The sequence below is a fragment of the Streptomyces sp. NPDC039480 genome, assembly GCF_055597165.1.
Window position 1 is genome coordinate 591,146 of record NZ_JBVITX010000004.1, and the last position, 18,195, is coordinate 609,340.

At 71.0% G+C, this 18,195-nt stretch carries 17 protein-coding genes; 10 read left to right on the forward strand and 7 right to left on the reverse strand.

Annotation, left to right across the window (positions count from 1 at the left end):
• Window positions 1-21 precede the first annotated feature (21 nt).
• On the reverse strand, window positions 22-1,188 hold the full coding sequence (locus ACZ56E_RS16490) for a magnesium and cobalt transport protein CorA (RefSeq protein ID WP_471214684.1): 1,167 nt from the start codon (window positions 1,186-1,188) through the stop codon (window positions 22-24).
• A gap of 275 nt (window positions 1,189-1,463) precedes the next feature.
• Here ACZ56E_RS16490 and ACZ56E_RS16495 point away from each other — a divergent pair, with 275 nt between their 5' ends.
• Window positions 1,464-2,639, forward strand: a complete 1,176-nt coding sequence (locus ACZ56E_RS16495) for a winged helix DNA-binding domain-containing protein (RefSeq protein WP_471214685.1) — start codon at window positions 1,464-1,466, stop codon at window positions 2,637-2,639.
• Between the two features lie 40 nt (window positions 2,640-2,679).
• Here ACZ56E_RS16495 and ACZ56E_RS16500 read toward each other — a convergent pair whose 3' ends face one another.
• Window positions 2,680-3,624 (reverse strand): response regulator transcription factor, encoded by a 945-nt coding sequence (locus tag ACZ56E_RS16500; RefSeq protein ID WP_471214687.1) that lies wholly within the window; start codon window positions 3,622-3,624, stop codon window positions 2,680-2,682.
• A 120-nt stretch (window positions 3,625-3,744) separates the two neighbouring features.
• Here ACZ56E_RS16500 and ACZ56E_RS16505 point away from each other — a divergent pair, with 120 nt between their 5' ends.
• Both ACZ56E_RS16505 and ACZ56E_RS16510 read left to right on the forward strand, forming a co-directional pair.
• The gene (locus tag ACZ56E_RS16505; RefSeq protein ID WP_471214688.1) at window positions 3,745-5,427 is read left to right on the forward strand and encodes an AMP-binding protein; all 1,683 of its coding nucleotides are present in this window, start codon (window positions 3,745-3,747) and stop codon (window positions 5,425-5,427) included.
• The gene (locus ACZ56E_RS16510; protein ID WP_471214690.1) at window positions 5,424-7,055 is read left to right on the forward strand and encodes an AMP-binding protein; all 1,632 of its coding nucleotides are present in this window, start codon (window positions 5,424-5,426) and stop codon (window positions 7,053-7,055) included. The genes ACZ56E_RS16505 and ACZ56E_RS16510 overlap by 4 nt, the downstream gene beginning before the upstream one ends.
• Here ACZ56E_RS16510 and ACZ56E_RS16515 read toward each other — a convergent pair.
• Complete coding sequence (locus ACZ56E_RS16515; RefSeq protein WP_471214692.1) at window positions 7,009-7,596, reverse strand: GNAT family N-acetyltransferase; 588 nt, start codon at window positions 7,594-7,596, stop codon at window positions 7,009-7,011. The genes ACZ56E_RS16510 and ACZ56E_RS16515 overlap by 47 nt on opposite strands.
• A 294-nt stretch (window positions 7,597-7,890) precedes the next feature.
• On the opposite strand from ACZ56E_RS16515, the gene ACZ56E_RS16520 reads away from it, so the two are divergent.
• On the forward strand, window positions 7,891-9,081 hold the full coding sequence (locus ACZ56E_RS16520; RefSeq protein WP_471214838.1) for an MFS transporter: 1,191 nt from the start codon (window positions 7,891-7,893) through the stop codon (window positions 9,079-9,081).
• Here the strand turns inward: ACZ56E_RS16520 and ACZ56E_RS16525 are convergent.
• Complete coding sequence (locus ACZ56E_RS16525) at window positions 9,068-9,442, reverse strand: hypothetical protein (RefSeq protein WP_471214693.1); 375 nt, start codon at window positions 9,440-9,442, stop codon at window positions 9,068-9,070. The genes ACZ56E_RS16520 and ACZ56E_RS16525 overlap by 14 nt on opposite strands.
• A gap of 639 nt (window positions 9,443-10,081) precedes the next feature.
• Here ACZ56E_RS16525 and gcl point away from each other — a divergent pair.
• The gene (gcl, locus tag ACZ56E_RS16530) at window positions 10,082-11,869 is read left to right on the forward strand and encodes a glyoxylate carboligase (RefSeq protein ID WP_471214840.1); all 1,788 of its coding nucleotides are present in this window, start codon (window positions 10,082-10,084) and stop codon (window positions 11,867-11,869) included.
• Window positions 11,870-11,949: 80 nt separating this feature from the next.
• Window positions 11,950-12,528: a YdeI/OmpD-associated family protein gene (locus ACZ56E_RS16535; protein ID WP_468602155.1), complete on the forward strand. Its 579-nt coding sequence runs from the start codon at window positions 11,950-11,952 to the stop codon at window positions 12,526-12,528.
• A 419-nt stretch (window positions 12,529-12,947) separates the two neighbouring features.
• Here the strand turns inward: ACZ56E_RS16535 and ACZ56E_RS16540 are convergent, their stop codons facing one another.
• The 3 genes from ACZ56E_RS16540 to ACZ56E_RS16550 all read right to left on the reverse strand — a co-directional run bounded on the left by ACZ56E_RS16540 (window position 12,948) and on the right by ACZ56E_RS16550 (window position 16,343).
• A complete protein-coding gene (locus ACZ56E_RS16540) occupies window positions 12,948-14,405 on the reverse strand; it encodes a catalase (protein WP_471214695.1) in 1,458 nt (485 codons plus the stop codon).
• Between the two features lie 175 nt (window positions 14,406-14,580).
• Window positions 14,581-15,471: a 2-hydroxy-3-oxopropionate reductase gene (locus tag ACZ56E_RS16545; RefSeq protein WP_471214697.1), complete on the reverse strand. Its 891-nt coding sequence runs from the start codon at window positions 15,469-15,471 to the stop codon at window positions 14,581-14,583.
• 47 nt (window positions 15,472-15,518) lie between these two features.
• A complete protein-coding gene (locus ACZ56E_RS16550) occupies window positions 15,519-16,343 on the reverse strand; it encodes a TIM barrel protein (protein ID WP_471214698.1) in 825 nt (274 codons plus the stop codon).
• A 126-nt stretch (window positions 16,344-16,469) separates the two neighbouring features.
• On the opposite strand from ACZ56E_RS16550, the gene ACZ56E_RS16555 reads away from it, so the two are divergent.
• From ACZ56E_RS16555 to uraH, 4 genes are all read left to right on the forward strand, one after another.
• Complete coding sequence (locus tag ACZ56E_RS16555) at window positions 16,470-16,748, forward strand: YkoF family thiamine-binding protein (protein ID WP_362989050.1); 279 nt, start codon at window positions 16,470-16,472, stop codon at window positions 16,746-16,748.
• Window positions 16,745-17,122: a helix-turn-helix domain-containing protein gene (locus ACZ56E_RS16560; RefSeq protein WP_468602147.1), complete on the forward strand. Its 378-nt coding sequence runs from the start codon at window positions 16,745-16,747 to the stop codon at window positions 17,120-17,122. Before ACZ56E_RS16555 ends, ACZ56E_RS16560 begins: the two co-directional genes overlap by 4 nt.
• A 156-nt stretch (window positions 17,123-17,278) precedes the next feature.
• Complete coding sequence (gene uraD, locus ACZ56E_RS16565; RefSeq protein ID WP_471214700.1) at window positions 17,279-17,791, forward strand: 2-oxo-4-hydroxy-4-carboxy-5-ureidoimidazoline decarboxylase; 513 nt, start codon at window positions 17,279-17,281, stop codon at window positions 17,789-17,791.
• Window positions 17,788-18,195, forward strand: a complete 408-nt coding sequence (uraH, locus tag ACZ56E_RS16570) for a hydroxyisourate hydrolase (protein WP_468602143.1) — start codon at window positions 17,788-17,790, stop codon at window positions 18,193-18,195. The genes uraD and uraH overlap by 4 nt, the downstream gene beginning before the upstream one ends.

Genomic DNA, 18,195 nt, shown 5'->3' on the forward strand with positions numbered 1-18,195 from the left:
GGCCGGACCCCACCCCGCCCCCTACAGCCAGTCCCTTCGCTTGAAGATGAAGTACAGGCTCACGCACACCACGGCCATCAGCAGAATCGCGAACGGATACCCGACCGCCCACTTCAGCTCGGGCATCGTGTCGAAGTTCATGCCGTAGATCGTGCCGACGAGGGTGGGGGCGAAGAGGATCGCCGCCCATGACGAGATCTTTTTGATCTCCTCGTTCTGTTCGAAGCCTGCTTCCGCCAGGGCCCGCATCTCCGCGTTCTGTTGTTGCGTGACCAGGGTCGCGTTGACCGTGAGGATGTCGGCCAGGGCCTGGCGGAAGCCGTCTACTCGTTCGCTGGTGTGGGTGACGTGGTCGGCGACGTCGCGGAGGTAGCGCTGGAGTTCCTCGTCCGTGCCGTACTTCGCGAAGCCCGCCATCAGGGCGTGCAGCATGCTGACCAGGGGGCGGGTGGCGCGTTGGAACTCGACCATTTCGCGGGAGAGTTCGTAGATGCGGCGGGAGACCTCCGGGTCGCCGCGGAAGACCTCCGTCTCGATCTCGTCGATGTCGTTCTGGACGCCGGAGACGACCGGGGCGTAGCCGTCGACCACCGCGTCGAGGATCGCGTACAGCACCGCCTCGGGGCCGAGCCTGAGGAGGTCGGGGGAGTCCTCCATGCGGCGGCGGACCGCCGAGAGGTCGGGGGCCGCGCCGTGCCGGACCGTGATGACGAAGTCGGGGCCCACGAAGACGTGGAGTTCGCCGAACTCGACTTCCTCGGGCGCGTCGAGGTAGCGGGCCGCGCGCAGGACGACGAAGAGTGTCTCTCCGTAGCGTTCCAGTTTCGGGCGCTGGTGGGCCTCCATCGCGTCTTCGAGTGCCAGCTCGTGGAGGTCGAACTCCTCGGCCAGGGAGAGGAGTTCCGCCTCGGTCGGGCGTGCCAGGCCGATCCATGCCATTCCGTCCGGTGCGTCGCGCAGCTCGCGGAAGGTGTTGGCCAGGGTGCCGGGCGTCGCCACGCGGACGCCGTCGCGGTACAGCGCCGCCTCGACGACGCTGCCCGCGGCCGGCCGGGGAGGGGCCTCCGGAGGCTCCGGGTGTGGCTGGGTGCTCTCGGGAGGCGGGGCCGCCGGGGGGCGCGTCGCACGCCGCCATGTGTGCTTCTTGGTGTTCGCGGTCGGTGTGGGACGGGTGCGGCGCTCCGCCATGCTGGCCGCCTCCTTCGTCGATCGCTCGCCTATATGGTCACGGAGCAGGATATGCGGGCCAAAAGGTGCGGGCGGGGCGGGCGCGGCGGGCCGGGGGCTCCGATGTCCGGTGCCTCCGGTGTCCGGGGCCTCCGATGTGCGGGGCCTCCGATGTGCGGTGCCTCCGATGTGCGGGGGGGGGGGCTCTGATGTCCGGGGCCTCCGGTGTTCGGTGGGCGCAGAGCCTCGTGTGGTTGCGGACCGTATCTGTCCTCGGGCCGCGCTAGCGTGCCGCCATGAAGACGACGAAACCGGTCCCGGCAGGTTCCGTACCCGTCCTGGGGGTGCGTGACCTCAATCGGGCCACTCTTGAGCGGCAGCTCCTGCTGCGGCGGGCGGACGGCCTGTCCGTCAAGGACGCCGTGGCCCACCTCGTCGGCCTCCAGGCGCAGAACGTCAAACCGCCCTACTACGCTCTCGCCGCGCGCCTCGAACACTTCGATCCCGCCGAGCTCTCCGCGCTCCTCGAAGCACGCGAGCTGGTCCGTATCGTCACCCTGCGCTCCACCATCCACCTGCACACCGCCGCCGACGCCCGCACCCTGCGCCCGCTCGTGCAGGACGCGCGCGCACGAGAGCTGTCGGCCTTCCGCGCGGGGCTGGCCGGCGTCGACCTGACCGAGCTCGCCGAGCTCGCCCGCGAGGCCGTCGAAGTGGAGCCCCGCACCATGAAGCAGCTCCGCGAGCTGCTGCTCGTCCGGTGGCCCGACGCCGATCCCCAGTCCCTCGCCGTCGCCGCCCGCTGCACGTTGCCGCTCGTCCAGGTCACCCCGCGCGGGCTGTGGCGGCGCAGCGGGCAGGTCGCGCTCACCACCCTCGGGACGTGGCTCGGCGACGGTGAGGGTGATGGCGGCCGTGAAGCCGATGCCGCCTCCCTCGACGGCACCGTCCTGCGTTACCTCGCCGCCTTCGGGCCCGCCTCCGTCCAGGACATGCAGACCTGGGCCCGCCTCACCCGGCTCCGCGAGGTCTTCGAGCGGCTCCGGCCCCGGCTGGTCACCTTCCGCGACGAGAACGGCGTCGAACTCTTCGACCTGCCCGACGCGCCGCGCCCCGACGCCGACACCCCTGCCCCGGCCCGCTTCCTGCCCGAGTACGACAACCTCCTCCTCTCGCACGCCGACCGGTCCCGCGTCGTCCCCGCCGAATACAAGGGCCGTACCTGGAAGGGGAATTACTCCTACTCCGTCTTTCTGCTCGACGGGTTCCTTGCCGGCGTGTGGCGGCTGACCGAGGACACGAAGAGCGGGAGCGCCGGGTGTGGGAGTGCCGTGGTCACCATCGAGCCGTTCGGGCGGCCCGGGCGCGCTCAGCGCGACGAACTGGTCCGGGAGGCGGAGCGCATGCTGACGCGGATCGCGGAGACGTCCTCGTCGTACGACATCCGCTTCGGGGCCGTCGTCGACGCCTGACCGGGCGAGCCCATCACGCCCGGTGTCAACCGGGTGGGCCCTACGGCAGCAACCCCGTCCGCCGCGCCGCCACCACCGCCTCCAGGCGTGTGTGCGCGCCCAGCTTCCGCATCGCGGAGCGCAGATACCCCTTCACCGTCTCCGGGCGGAGTCCGAGCCGCTCGGCCGCGGTCGCGTTCGTCACGCCCGCGGCCACGCAGGACAGCACGTCGACCTCGCGGGGAGCGAGGGCGACAGGGCGGGTTCCGGTGCGGTCCGGGACCGTCACCGCCGACTCCAACCGGCCGCACACCGCGACGAGTTCGGCCCGGAGCGCCGCGTCCACGATGCGCGGCGCCAGGGCCCGCAGCGCCGCGTGCGCCTCACGCACCCGCTCCCACGCCCCCGGGTCCGCCACCGCGCCGGGCGTCCCAGGATCCGCCACCGCGCCGGGCGTCCCCGGGCCCGCCGTCACGCCGGGCACCCCCGGCCCCGCCACCGCGCCGGGCACCCCCGGCCCAGCCACCGACCCCCGGGCCACCGCGAGCAGCGACCGCACCTCGTCCCGTACGAGAAGGGCCTGCTCCACGTCGCGCGCCGCGGCCACCGCCGCCGACAGCGTCCGGTCGCCGAGCGGCTGGGCCGCGCGCAGGGCGCCGTACAGGACTCCACGCACCCGGCGACGTACCACCACAGGGACCGCGAGCACCGACCGCAGGCCCTCCGCCGCCACCACCGTGTCGTACTCGTGGCTGATGTGCCGCGACCCGTGGTAGTCGGTGACCGCGCACGGCCGCGAGAGCGCGACCGCCTTGCCGCCGAGGCCGTTCCCGGAGGAGATGGCGAGGCCTTGCAGGGCGTGCGTCCCCGTGCCGCTCAGTTCGCCGATCCGCACCTGGCCAGGGCCGTCGAGGAGACCGCCGAAGGCCACCGGGAGACCCGTGCCGCGGCGCAGCCGCAGCAGGGCGGTCCGCATCTCCGCCGTCTCGCCGCCGTCAGCCGACACGCATCCGCCCTCTCGTCCCGCGACACCCCCGTCCGGGGGTAGTGCAACCCGCATCACGAATTACACGATGTCGCGTAGCGTCCGGCAATGAGTACGGCGGCACGAGGAGCAGAGGTGCATATGACGACTGACGGGACGAGTGCCACGGAGCAGTTCCGTACCGCACGGGACTTCCTCCTGCGGCATCGAGAGGACTACGCCACCGCGTACGAGGGCTTCGCCTGGCCGCGGCCCGAGCGGTTCAACTGGGCGCTCGACTGGTTCGACGTCATCGCCGAGGGGAATGACAGGACCGCCCTGCACATCGTCGAGGAGGACGGTGCGGAGACCCGGTTCTCCTTCGCGCAGCTGTCCGCCCGCTCGAACCGCGTCGCCAACTGGCTGCGGGCGGGCGGTGTCCGGGCCGGTGACCGCATCGTCGTGATGCTCGGCAACCAGGCCGAGCTGTGGGAGATCGCCCTCGCCGCGATGAAGCTGCGCGCCGTCGTCATCCCGGCGACGCCGCTGCTCGGCCCCGTCGACCTGCGGGACCGCATCGACCGGGGCCGCGCCCGGCACGTCGTCGTACGCGCCGAGGACACCGCGAAGTTCGACGACGTGCCCGGTGACTACACCCGGATCGTCGTGGGCGGCGAGCGCCCCGGCTGGTCGCCGTACGCCGGATCGGGCGACGCCCCAGAGGCGTTCGAGCCCGAAGGCATCACCCTCGCCGACGACCCGCTGATGCTCTACTTCACCTCGGGCACCACCGCCCGCCCCAAGCTCGTCGAGCACACCCACGTGTCGTACCCCGTCGGGCACTTGGCGACGATGTACTGGATCGGCCTCAAGCCCGGCGACGTCCATCTGAACATCTCGTCGCCCGGCTGGGCCAAGCACGCCTGGTCGAACCTCTTCGCCCCCTGGAACGCCGAGGCGACAGTCTTCATCCACAACTACGCCCGCTTCGACGCGGGGCGGCTCATGGCGGAGATGGACCGGGCCGGTGTGACGTCGTTCTGCGCGCCGCCCACGGTGTGGCGCATGCTCATCCAGGCAGATCTGACGCAGCTGCGCACCCCGCCGCGCGAGGTCGTCGCGGCCGGGGAGCCGCTCAACCCGGAGGTCATCGAGCAGGTGCGGCGCGACTGGGGCGTCACCATCCGCGACGGTTTCGGGCAGACCGAGACCGCCGTCCAGGTCGCCAACTCGCCCGGGCAGGAGCTGAAGCCCGGCTCCATGGGCCGGCCCACGCCCGGCTTCGCCGTCGAACTCCTCGACCCGGTGACCGGCGCGCCGGGCGCGGCGGAAGGGGAGATCGCCCTCGACCTCGGGGCGGACCCCGTGGGCCTGATGGCCGGCTACCACGGCGACCCCGAGCGCACGGCGGAGGCCATGGCGGGCGGCTACTACCGCACGGGTGACATCGGGTCGCGCGACGCCGACGGCTACATCACCTATGTCGGCCGGGCCGACGACGTCTTCAAGGCGTCCGACTACAAGATCTCGCCGTTCGAGCTGGAGAGCGCGCTCCTGGAACACGAGGCGGTGGCCGAGGCGGCCGTCGTGCCGGCGCCCGACCCGGTGCGGCTCGCCGTCCCGAAGGCGTACGTCGTACTCGCCGAGGGCTTCGAACCCGGCCCGGACACGGCGAAGTTGCTCTTCGAGCACTCCCGCGCGGTGCTCGCCCCCTACAAGCGGCTGCGCCGCATCGAGTTCGGTGCGCTGCCCAAGACCGTGTCGGGCAAGATCCGCCGCATCGAGCTGCGCGAGGCGACCGCCGCGGGCTCGGACGCCGAGTACCGCGAGGAGGACTTCCGATGAGTGACCTGTCCTACGCGCACGGCACGAGCGGCACGCCACTGCTCGGTGACACCATCGGGCGGAACCTCGACCGGGCCGTGGCGGCCTGGCCGGAGCGGGACGCGCTTGTGGATGTCGCCGCGGGCACGCGGTGGACGTACGCCGAGTTCGGCGCCGCCGTCGCCGAGTTGGCGCGCGGGTTCATCGGGGCGGGCGTCGCCAAGGGGGACCGCGTCGGGATCTGGGCGGTGAACTGTGCCGAGTGGGTGCTCGTGCAGTACGCCACCGCGCGCATCGGCGCCATCATGGTGAACATCAATCCGGCTTACCGAGCCCATGAGTTGGAGTTCGTGCTCAAGCAGGCGGGCGTCTCCGTCCTCGTCGCCTCGCAGGCCCACAAGAGCAGCGACTACCGCGCGCTCGTCGACGAGGTGCGGCCCCGCTGTCCGGGGCTCCGTGCCGTCCACTACATCGGGGACGGCTCCTGGGACGCGCTGCTCGCGGCCGGCGCATCGGTCACGGACGCGGAACTGGCCGCCCGTGAAGCCGAGTTGAGCTGCGACGACCCGGTGAACATCCAGTACACCTCGGGCACCACCGGCTTCCCCAAGGGGGCCACGCTCTCCCACCACAACATCCTCAACAACGGCTACTGGGTGGGCCGCACGGTCGGCTACACCGAACAGGACCGGGTCTGCCTCCCCGTCCCCTTCTACCACTGCTTCGGCATGGTGATGGGCAACCTCGGCGCCACCTCGCACGGCGCGTGCATCGTCATCCCCGCACCGTCCTTCGACCCCGCCGCCACCCTGCACGCCGTCGAGCGCGAGCGCTGCACCTCCCTGTACGGGGTGCCGACGATGTTCATCGCGGAGCTGAACCTCGCCGACTTCGCGACGTACGACCTGAGTTCGCTGCGCACCGGCATCATGGCGGGCTCGCCCTGCCCGGTCGAGGTGATGAAGCGGGTCGTCGCCGAGATGCACATGGCGGAGGTCTCCATCTGCTACGGCATGACCGAGACGTCGCCCGTCTCCACGCAGACGCGCCGCGACGACGACCTGGAGCGGCGCACCGGCACGGTCGGCCGGGTCCTGCCGCACGTCGAGGTGAAGGTCGTCGACCCGGCGACCGGCGTGACCGTGCCGCGCGGCACCTCCGGTGAGCTCCGCACCCGCGGCTACAGCGTGATGCTCGGCTACTGGAACGAGCCCGAGCGGACCTCCGAGGTCATCGACGCCGGGCGCTGGATGCACACCGGTGACCTCGCGGTGATGCGCGAGGACGGCTACGTCCAGATCGTCGGCCGCATCAAGGACATGATCATCAGGGGCGGCGAGAACATCTACCCCCGGGAGATCGAGGAGTTCCTGTACCGCCACCCGAAGGTCGCCGACGTGCAGGTGGTGGGCGTACCGGACGAGCGGTACGGGGAGGTGCCGCTGGCCTGCGTGATCCTGCGGGACCCCGCCGACGTACTGACGCTGGAGGAGCTCCAGTCCTACTGTCGCGGGCAGTTGGCCCACTACAAGATCCCGGCGGCCCTGCGCGTCCTGGACTCCTTCCCGATGACGGTCTCCGGAAAGGTACGCAAGATCGAGCTCAGGGAGCGGTTCGGGGAGCGGGGCGGGGAGCCGGGCGAGGAGTGAGGCGGGGAGCGAGGTCGTCCCGGGTCGCGTAGAGGTCGCGGGACATGCAGAGGCGGGGCCACCGGTCTAGGCCGAGCTCCGCCTCGTGCGCGCGGATCTTCCGCAGCGCCGGAGTGAGGTCGCTCTCCGCGAGCGGGCGGAAGCCGATGCGGGCGTAGTACGGGGCGTTCCACGGGACGTCGGCGAACGTGGTCAGGGTCAGCGCCCTCGCCCTCTCCGCGCGCGCCCGCTCCGCCGCGTGGTCGATGAGGGCTCGGCCGACGCCGCGGCGGGCCGCGCGCGGGTGCACGGAGACCTGCTCGATGTGGAGCGCTTCGGCGTCGGGGAGGGGCTCGGCGATCAGGTACGCGACCGGGGCGTCGCCCTCGTCGACGGCGGCCCAGGCGTGGCCGGCCCGGCGGAACCGGTCCAGCTCCTCGGCGGCGGGCGGCTCGTCGTCCGCGATCGCGGCCATGCCGAGCGCACGGAACGGCTCGCCCGCGGCGCGCTCGATGTCCTGGAGCGCGGGCAGTTCGGTGGCGGTGACGGGGCGGATGCGCATGCGGCGAGTATGCCCCGGCCAAAATCCCTTGTGCGGGTGGGGGCGGACCGGCGATCGTAGGCCGGTCCGTGTGCCGATCCGGGTACTTGTGCTCCAGGTCAGCCCGTCTGCCGATCGCGTGAGGTGAGCGTGCGCCTGTCCAAGGCCGGTGGCCCCGAGAGAGCCGGGGGCGGGGAGGCCGGTGGCGCCGGAAAGGCCTCCGCCGAGGTCTCCGGCGAAGTCTCCGGAGGCGCCCCCGGAGCGGTCGTCGCCGGATCGGCCGGTACGCCGGGTCCGCCCGGCCTGAGCCGCGGCATGGTCCTGCTGCTCGCCGTCACCTGCGGCGTCGCCGTCGGAAACGTCTACTTCCCGCAGGCCGTCAGCCCGTTGGTCGCCGACGGACTGCACGTGTCGGCCGACACGGCGGCGCTCGTCGTCACGGCCACCCAGTTCGGTTACGCCGGCGGCATCTTCCTCCTCGTACCTCTCGGCGACCGCGTCCCGTACCGGACCCTCATCGTCACGCTCCTCGCGCTCACCGGACTCGGCCTGCTCGGCGCGGGCGCCGCGCCGGGTATCTCGCCGCTGGTCGGCGCGAGCGTCCTCGTGGGCGTCACCACCGTCGTGGCCCAGGTCATCGCGCCGACGGCGGCCGGCCTGGTCCCCGCGGAGCGCCGCGGCGCGGTCGCGGGCACGCTCCTGAGCGGGTCGATCGGCGGCATGCTGCTGTCGCGCGTCTTCGGCGGCACGGTGGGGGAGTGGCTGGGGTGGCGCGCCCCCTATCTGATGACGTCCGCCGTCGCGCTGCTCATCGCGTGCGTGCTGGCCCGCGCGCTGCCGAGGTCGACCGCGCCGTCCCGGCAGCGCTACCCCGCGCTGCTCCTCGAAACGCTCCGGCTGCTGCGCACCGAGCCCGACCTGCGGCGCTCCGGCTTCTACCAGGCGATGATCTTCGGCGGGTTCTCCGCCCTGTGGACCGGCGTCGCGCTGCTGCTCACCGGTCCCGAGTACGGGCTCGGTGCGTCGGCGGTCGGCGTGCTCGCCCTGGTCAACGCCGCGACCATGATCTGTACGCCGGTGGCGGGCCGGCAGGTGGACCGCCAGGGCTCCGACGCGGTCAACCTCGTCTGCATCGTCGCCGTCCTCGCCGCGTCCGCCGTCCTCTTCGCCGGCGGTCTCGGCGGGGTGCCGGGACTCGCGGCCCTCGCGGTGGGGTCGCTGCTGCTCGACGTGGCGATGCAGTCGGGCACGGTCGCCAACCAGGTGCGGATCTTCGGGCTCAGCGACGAGGCGCGCGCCCGGCTCAACACGGCGTACATGACGTGCGCCTACCTGGGAGGCAGTGTTGGCTCCTGGCTCTCGGTGCACGCCTTCGGCACCTTCGGCTGGTCGGGCGTGTGCGGGCTCGTGGCGCTGCTCGCGGCCCTGGCGCTCGCCCGCCACCTGGTCCACCTGCGCGGGGCGGACCGTGGGGGCGCGGGCCCGGGCGCCGTCACGCCCCCTTAGCGACTAGCTCGTCCGCCGCGCTGTTGACCGGCTGCGGCGTGCCGGTGAGATCCATGGTGAACAGCGGTACGCCGAGGGTGTCCGCGCCGGCCCCGGCGCCGACCGTGTATCCGCAGAGGGAGAAGAAGGCGCAGGCGACGGGGGTGGCACCGGCCTCGGTCATGGCGGTCAGCCACAGACACTCGATGTCCCGCAGGGTGACGGGCCGCGGCGCGGGCTCGACCTGAGCCAGCATGCCGCGCGCGGAGATCCGGGCCCCGGAGGGCGGGCGCCGCGCGGCGCTCCGCGTGTCCGGATAGCCGAGCCACCGCAGATACAGGGCGACCACGGTCACGATGTCACGCGCGTCCCGGATGGTCACCGGCCGAAAGGCGGGCCGACCCCGCGGGCCACCACGCACCCCCGCCCCCGCCCCCTCTCCTGCTCCTGTCCCCTCTGCCGCGCCCGCACCCGCACCCTCCCCCGCCCCGCCCACCACCGGAACCCGCAGCACCGCCCCACAGGCGCAGCCCAGCTCCGGCTGGGGCCACTGGCTCCGCTCCCCGCAGGACCCGCACCGCACCGTGACCCACTCGTCCGCCCAGGCCCGGTCGGTCACGCGGGAGGCCGCCGCGCCGGGTGCCAGCGGCGGGACCACCGGGGCGCCGCACGCGCAGGGATAGGCCGGGGGAGCGTACCGATGCTCGCGCCGGCAGTCCGGGCACCGTACCGGCACATCACCGTCCGTCATCGTCACCACCGCCCGCCGCCTGCCGCCCACGCCCTGCCCTCCCTCCCCATCCTCCACCCAAGGAATGCCCGGCGACCGCCAGTTGAGGAGACGGTCCGCGGATGTCTCTTGACGGTCTCCGGCCCACCCGCTTACATTGCTTCCATATAGCAGAACTAACTTTCCACAATGCGGAAACAGAAGCTCACCGCGGGGCGCGACGGGAGCCGGATCCGCCAGCCGTATCCGGCAGCCGAAGAGCTGTCGAAGCTGTCGAAGCAGGAGAACCCCATGGCTCGTATGACCGCTGCCCGCGCGGCAGTTGAGATCCTCAAGCGCGAAGGCGTCGTCAACGCGTTCGGTGTGCCGGGCGCCGCGATCAACCCCTTCTACAAGGCGCTCAAGGAGGGCGGTGGCATCGACCACACCCTCGCCCGCCACGTCGAGGGCGCCTCGCACATGGCCGAGGGCTACACCCGGTCCAACCCGGGCAACATCGGCGTCTGCATCGGTACGTCGGGTCCGGCGGGCACCGACATGATCACCGGCCTGTACTCCGCCATCGGCGACTCCATCCCGATCCTCTGCATCACCGGCCAGGCCCCGACGCACCTCCTGCACAAGGAGGACTTCCAGGCCGTCGACATCGCCATGATCGCCAAGCCGGTCACCAAGATGGCCGTCACGGTCCTGGAGGCCGCGCAGGTCCCCGGCGTCTTCCAGCAGGCCTTCCACCTGATGCGCTCGGGCCGCCCGGGCCCGGTCCTCATCGACCTGCCCATCGACGTCCAGCAGACCGAGATCGAGTTCGACCCGGAGACGTACGAGCCGCTGCCGGTCTACAAGCCCGCCGCGACCCGCGCCCAGATCGAGAAGGCGATCCGCTTCCTGGTCGAGTCCGAGCGCCCGCTGATCGTCGCGGGCGGCGGCATCATCAACGCCGACGCGAGCGACCTGCTCGTCGAGTTCGCCGAGCTCACCAACACGCCCGTCGTGCCGACCCTGATGGGCTGGGGCACCATCCCGGACGACCACGACCTGAACGCCGGCATGGTCGGCCAGCAGACCGGCCACCGCTACGGAAACGCGACGTTCCTGGAGTCGGACTTCGTCCTCGGCATCGGCAACCGCTGGGCCAACCGCCACACCGGTTACAAGCTGGACGTCTACACCCAGGGCCGCAAGTTCGTGCACGTCGACATCGAGCCGACCCAGATCGGCAAGATCTTCGCGCCCGACTACGGCATCGCGTCGGACGCCAAGGTCGCCCTGGAGCTCTTCGTCGAGGTCGCGAAGGAGCTCAAGGCCGCCGGCGAGCTGCCCGACCGCTCGGAGTGGGTCGCCTCCCACCTCAAGCGCAAGGAGACGCTGCAGCGCCGCACGCACTTCGACAACGTGCCGATGAAGCCGCAGCGGGTCTACGAGGAGATGAACAAGGCCTTCGGGCCCGAGACGCGTTACGTCACCACCATCGGCCTCTCCCAGATCGCGGGCGCGCAGATGCTGCACGTCTACAAGCCGCGGCACTGGATCAACTGCGGCCAGGCCGGCCCGCTCGGCTGGACCATCCCGGCCGCGCTCGGCGCCGCCAAGGCCGACCCGGAGACCCCGGTCGTCGCCCTCTCCGGGGACTACGACTTCCAGTTCATGATCGAGGAGCTGGCGGTCGGCGCGCAGCACCGCATCCCGTACGTCCACGTCCTGGTCAACAACGCCTACCTCGGCCTGATCCGCCAGGCGCAGATCGGCCTGGACATCAACTTCCAGGTCAATCTGGAGTTTGAGAACCAGAACTCCCCGGAACTCGGTGTCTACGGCGTCGACCACGTCAAGGTCGCCGAGGGCCTCGGCTGCAAGGCGATCCGCGTCACCGAGCCCGACGAGCTCCTGCCCGCCTTCGAGCAGGCCAAGAAGCTCGCGGCGGAGCACCGGGTGCCGGTCGTCGTCGAGGCGATCCTGGAGCGCATCACGAACATCTCGATGAGCCCCACCGCCGACATCAGCGCGGTCAAGGAGTTCGAGGAGATCGCGACGGAGCCGGGCCACGCGCCCACGGCGATCCGGCCGCTGAAGGTCTGACGCCACCCGACAGGGGCGGTCCATCCGAGGGGGGTGGACCGCCCCTTCGGCGTGCGCGGACCGTGCCGTAGCGTGGCCGGATGGACTCACCGGATGGCCTGAAGGTCATGTTCTGTGTCGACGAACCGCAGTTGGCGGCCTGGCTGGAGCGGCATCACGGCGACTCGCCGGGGGTCTGGGTGAAGCTCGCCAAGAAGGGGACGGGGGTGGCCTCCGTGACGGCCGCGGAGGTCAACGACGCCGCGCTCTGCCACGGTTGGATCACCGGCCACCGCAAGGCGTACGACGACGTCCACTATCTCCAGAAGATCACGCCCCGCCGCCCACGGAGCCTGTGGTCGCAGGTGAACATCGACCGCGTCGCGGAGCTCACCGCCGAGGGCCGGATGCGCGCGCCGGGCCTCGCCGAGGTCGCCGCGGCCCAGGCGGACGGCCGCTGGGAGGCGGCGTACGCGTCGCAGCGCACCGCCACCGTGCCGGACGACCTGAGCGCCGCCCTGGCGGCGAGCCCGGCGGCGCGGCGGACCTTCGATGCGCTCGGCAGGTCCGACCGGTACACGGTCCTGCACCGCCTGATGACGGCGAAGAAGCCCGCCACCCGGGCGGCCCGCCTGGAGCGGATGATCGCGACCCTGGAGGCGGGCGAGAAGGTCCGGTGACACGGAGGCCAGGTGACACGGAAGTCCGGTGACAGGGAAGGCCGGTGACACGGAGAAGCGCCGGGTACGGGACCGTCCGTACCCGGCGCTCCGGCCGTGGGATCTCCTGCGTTGTGCCCGTCCGACGGCGCGCGACTGGCGGAACATGCATACGCGCTGCCGGACGGAGTTCGTGGCCCCCGAAGGGGTCGGACGGGACCGCGGCGGTTGTGATGGACCGTGGGTTCCCCTCCCTCAGGTCGAGAGGGAATCCGCCGGACCTTGACCACCGCACTGGCTCACAGAGCCGCCGCGGACCGTGCCTGCCCGGCCGCGTCACGTACCACCCCTCATCCGGGTCCGTGACGTCGGCGCGGGCTCAGCGCCGGCGGGTCGACCTCCCGTCAACCCACCGGCGCAGCCTGGGAGTTACCGCTCGCTCAGTCCTCGCGCAGGGCGCGGACGGCCTCCTCGACGCGCTTGCCGTAGTCGGCGTCGGCGGCGTGGAAGTGGGCGAGGTTCTTCTCGATGACGTCGTCGCGGGAGACCTGCGAGAGGCCGCCGGCGATGTTCGCCACCAGACGGGACTTCTCGTCCTCGGACATCAGGCGGTAGAGCTCACCGGCCTGGAAGAAGTCGTCGTCCTTGGTGTGGGTCGGGGCGGCGTGCGTGCCGGTGTAGCCGGCGATCGCGAGCGGCGCCGACAGCGGCTGGCCGGTCTCGACCGGGCCGTCGTACGAGTTGGGCTCGTAGTTCTTGCGGTCGCGGCCGTACGCGTTGGACGCCATCAGGCCGTCGCGGCCGTAGTTGTCGGCCTTGGCCGCCTTGGGGGCGTTCACCGCGAGCTGGGTGTGGTTGACGCCGAGGCGGTAGCGGTGCGCGTCCGCGTACGCGAAGAGGCGGCCCTGGAGCATCTTGTCGGGGGAGGGGCCGATGCCCGGAACGAAGTTGTTCGGGGAGAACGCGGCCTGCTCGACCTCGGCGAAGACGTTGTCCGGGTTGCGGTCGAGGACCAGGCGGCCCACGCGCTGCAGCGGGTAGTCCTTGTGCGGCCACACCTTGGTGAGGTCGAACGGGTTGAAGCGGTAGTCCGCCGCCTCGGACGCGGGCATGATCTGCACGTGCAGCGTCCAGGACGGGTTCACGCCCCGCTCGATGGCCTGGAGCAGGTCGGTCTGGTGCGAGTTCGCGTCCTTGCCCGCGATCTCGGCGCCCTGCTCCGAGGAGAGGCAGCGGATGCCCTGGTTCGTCTTGAAGTGGTACTTGACGAAGAAGGCCTCGCCCTTGGCGTTCGTCCACTGGTAGGTGTGCGAGCCGTAGCCGTTCATGTGGCGGTACGAGGCGGGGATGCCGCGGTCGCCCATCAGCCAGGTGATCTGGTGCGTGGCCTCGGGGGCGTGCGCCCAGAAGTCCCAGACGTTGTCCGGCTCCTGCTTGCCCGTGAAGGGGTCGCGCTTCTGGGAGTGGATGAAGTCGGGGAACTTGATGGGGTCCTTGATGAAGAAGACAGGCGTGTTGTTGCCTACGAGGTCGTAGTTGCCCTCTTCGGTGTAGAACTTCAGCGCGAAGCCACGGGGGTCACGGACCGCGTCCGCGCCACCGAGGTTGTCGGCCACGGTCGAGAAGCGCAGGAAGACCTCGGTGCGCTTACCGATCTCGCTCAGGAAGTCGGCGTGGGTGAAGCCGGTGACGTCGTCGGTCACCTCGAAGTAGCCGTACGCGCCGGAGCCGCGGGCGTGCACCACACGCTCCGGGATGCGCTCACGGTTGAAGCGGGCGAGCTTCTCCAGCAGGTGCTGGTCCTGCAGGAGGATCGGGCCACCGACGCCGGCGGTGGCGGAGTTCTGGTTGTCGGCGACGGGGGCGCCGGACTCGGTCGTAAGCACGCGCTTCGACATCGTGACCTTCCGTGCTGTGACTGCTGAGGTGTTCGGAGCGTAAGGACCCCTGAACTGCTACGTCAACAGTTTGTTGAAGTTGATGATGGGGTTCCGGGCCGCGGCGGCGCCTGGGCGCGACAGGACAGGTGTCAGCGCCACCGCGGCCCGGAAGTTCGAGGGAGCTCGGGAAGGGCTAGAGCTCGGCGCCCGAGAGGCGCTCGACGGAGCGCAGCAGGGCGGAGTGGTCGAGGCCGCCGTCGCCCTGGGCGCGCAGCGAGGCGACCAGCTGGGCGACGACCGCGCCGACCGGCAGGGCGGCACCGACGTTGCGGGCGGCGTCGGTGACGATGCCCATGTCCTTGTGGTGCAGGTCGATCCGGAAGCCGGGCTTGAAGTCCCGGTTCAGGAAGTTGTCCTTCTTGCGGGTCAGCACGGTGGAGCCGGCGAGGCCGCCGTTGAGGACGTCGAGCGCGGCCTTGAGGTCCACGCCGGACTTCTCCAGGAAGACCACGGCCTCGGCGCACGCCTGGATGTTGACGGCGACGATGAGCTGGTTGGCGGCCTTCACGGTCTGGCCCGAGCCGTGCGGACCGCACAGCACGATGGTCTTGCCGAGGGCTTCGAGGAGCGGCTTGGCCTCGTCGAAGTCGGCCTGCTCGCCGCCGACCATGATGGAGAGCACGGCCTCGATGGCGCCGGCCTCGCCGCCGGACACCGGGGCGTCCAGGGCGCGCAGGCCCTTCTCCTTGGCGGCCTTGGCGAGGTCCACGGAGGTCTGCGGGGTGATCGACGACATGTCGACGATCAGCGCGCCCGACTTCGCGTTCTCCAGGATGCCGTCCGGGCCGTACGCGATGGCCTCGACCTGCGGCGACGCGGGCACCATCGTCACGATGACGTCGGCGTCCCTGACGGCCTCGGCGATGGACTTCGCGGCGGTGCCGCCGGCCGCGGCCAGGCGGTCCAGCTTGTCCTGCTCCAGGGTGTAGCCCGTGACGGAGTAACCCGCCTTGATCAGGTTCTCGGACATGGGGGAGCCCATGATGCCGAGGCCGATCCATGCGATCTTGGGAAGGTTGCTCATGAGGGTGCCTTTCTAGCTGCTCTAGCTGCGGTGTACGGGTAGGAGGTTCAGGCTGTCGGCAGCCAGCCGAACGCCTCGGCGCTCGGGGCGTCGCCCGGCTTGTACTCCAGGCCGACCCATCCCTCGTAACCCGCCTTCCGGAGCTGGTCGAGGAGACCCTCCAGGGGGAGCGAGCCGGTCCCGGGGGCGCCGCGGCCCGGGTTGTCCGCGATCTGCACGTGGCCGGTCTTCGCGGCGTACCGCTCGATGACCGACGGCAGGTCCTCGCCGTTCATGGACAGGTGGTACAGGTCCATGAGGAACTTCGCGTTGCCGAGGCCCGTGGCCGCGTTCACCTTGTCGACGATCTCGATCGCCTTGGGCGCGCTCACGATCGGGCAGAGCGGCGACTCCGGCTTGTTCAGCGCCTCGATCAGCAGGATCGCGCCGACGCGGTCGGCCTCGCGGGCGGCGAGCACCAGGTTCTCCAGGGCGAGTTCGTCCTGGACCGCCGGGTCCACGCCCTCGACGCGGTTGCCGTACAGCGCGTTCAGCGCCTTGCAGCCGAGCGACTGTGCGAAGTCCGCCGCGACCGAGAGGTTCGCGCGGAATTTCTCGCTCTCCTCGCCGGGGACCGACAGGGCGCCCCGGTCGGGGCCCGGCAGCTGCCCGGCGTAGAAGTTCAGACCCACCAGCTGGACGCCCGCGTCCTCGATCGCCTTCTTGAGGGCGTCGAGCTCGGACTGCTCGGGGGTGGGGGCGTCGACCCAGGGCCACCACAGCTCGACCGCGCTGAAGCCGGCCTTCGCGGCGGCCGCGGGGCGCTCCAGGAGCGGGAGCTCGGTGAAGAGGATCGACAGGTTCACATTGAAGCGCTGGTCGGAGTATCCCATGGGGCTTCCGCGCTCCTTCCGTATTGCGGAAGTTCATTTCTGCTTGATGGAAGACTGCCTCCGATCTGCGGAAGCTGTCAAGAGGGGGCTGCCGAAAAATCGAAGAGCGGCGTTAGGTTGTGGGGCGTGCGATTGAGAGTGGAGTTCACGACCGAACCCTTCGACCTCGACGAGGCCCCGGCGCATGCGCTGGTGGCCCGCGAGGTCATTCAGGGGGCCCCGCTGGACGCCGTGGACGTAGGTCCGTTCGGCAATACGGCCGAGGGCGATGTCGACGCGGTGCTGACCGCGGTCGACGCGATGCTGCGCCGGTCCCTGGGGGCCGGCGCCACCCGGGTGTCGCTCCAGGTCAACGTGATCGGCGAGCCGGGCGCGCCGGCGGACCCGGGGGAGGCGGATAAGTGACCGGTATCGGGGACGACCCCTTCGTCACCGCGGTGAAACCGCTGGTGGACGCCATGGGCGGCGAGATGGTGCCGCCCGACCAGGCGGGCGTCGACGACGTGGTCCTCGCCTGGGAGGGCGCGGACGTGGTGGCCGTGCGGCTGCCCCAGCTCGCCGACTCCCTGGACCACATCCTGCTCGCCCTTGAGCGCAAGCAGGGCAGGCCCCTCGCCGAGCTCGACCGCAAGGCGAAGCAGGAGGTCGTGCGGATACTGGAGGCGCGCGGGGCCTTCTCCGTCCGGCACGGCGTCGAGACGGTGGCCGGTGCGCTGGGCGTCAGCCGCTTCACCGTCTACAACTACCTGAACCGGGAGAACGCCGCGAAGGGGGATTGATCAGGGGCTTCCCTTCACGCTGCGCAGTCGAGCCGTCACCCGTTCTGTCGGGTGGCGGCTTCTTTGTTCAAGTTATTTCAACAAAGTGTTGACGCTGCGTTGTTCAAGGTCTTAGCTGTTCCGCAGCCCGTCCAGCACAAGGCCACGGAGGCTCCCGTGACTTCGAGTACGACACCGGGTCTCACCCGGTTCAACGCCTTGGAGGAGGCCGCGGCCACCGCCGCGCTCCACGAGGCCTGCGCCTCTTCGGCCTGGGGAAGCAAGCTGCTCTCCCAGCGCCCCTACGCCACCGCCGACGACCTCTTCGCCGCCAGCGACGCCGCCATGGCCGAGCTCACCGCGGACGACCTGGCCGAGGCGATGGCGGGGCACCCGCCGATCGGGCGCCCGAAGCCCGGGGACCCGACCTCGTCCCGCGAGCAGCGGGGCATGGCAGGCGCCTCCGAGGAACTCAAGACCGAAATGCTCGAACTGAACCTGGCCTACCAGGAGAAGTTCGGTCACGTCTTCCTGATCTGCGCCACCGGACGCACCGGTGAGCAGATGCGGGACGCCGTCAAGGAACGGATCGGCAACTCGCCCGAACAGGAGCGGGAGATCGTCCGCACCGAACTGGGCAAGATCAACCGCATCCGCCTGACCCGCCTCCTGGAGGAAGAGACCGCATGAGCACGGAAACGACGGCATCGGTGTCCACCCACATCCTGGACACCAGCGTCGGACGCCCCGCCGAGGGCGTCGCCATCTCCCTGTCCGCCCGCAGTGGCACGGACGCGGCGTGGCAGGCGCTCGGCGGCAGCGCGACCGACGCGGACGGGCGCTGCAAGGACCTGCCGGCTCTGCCGGAGGGGACCTCGCACGTACGTCTCGACTTCGAGACCGAGGCGTACTTCCTGAGCAAGAACAACCAGCAAGCCGAGGCGCAGCAGGACGCCCCCGCGAATCGGGACAGCGGTGCGAGCGGCGTGTTCTTCCCGGAGGTGGCGATCACGTTCGCCGTCGTGCCGGGCGAGCACTACCACGTACCGCTGCTGCTCAACCCGTTCGGCTACTCCGTTTACCGAGGGAGCTAG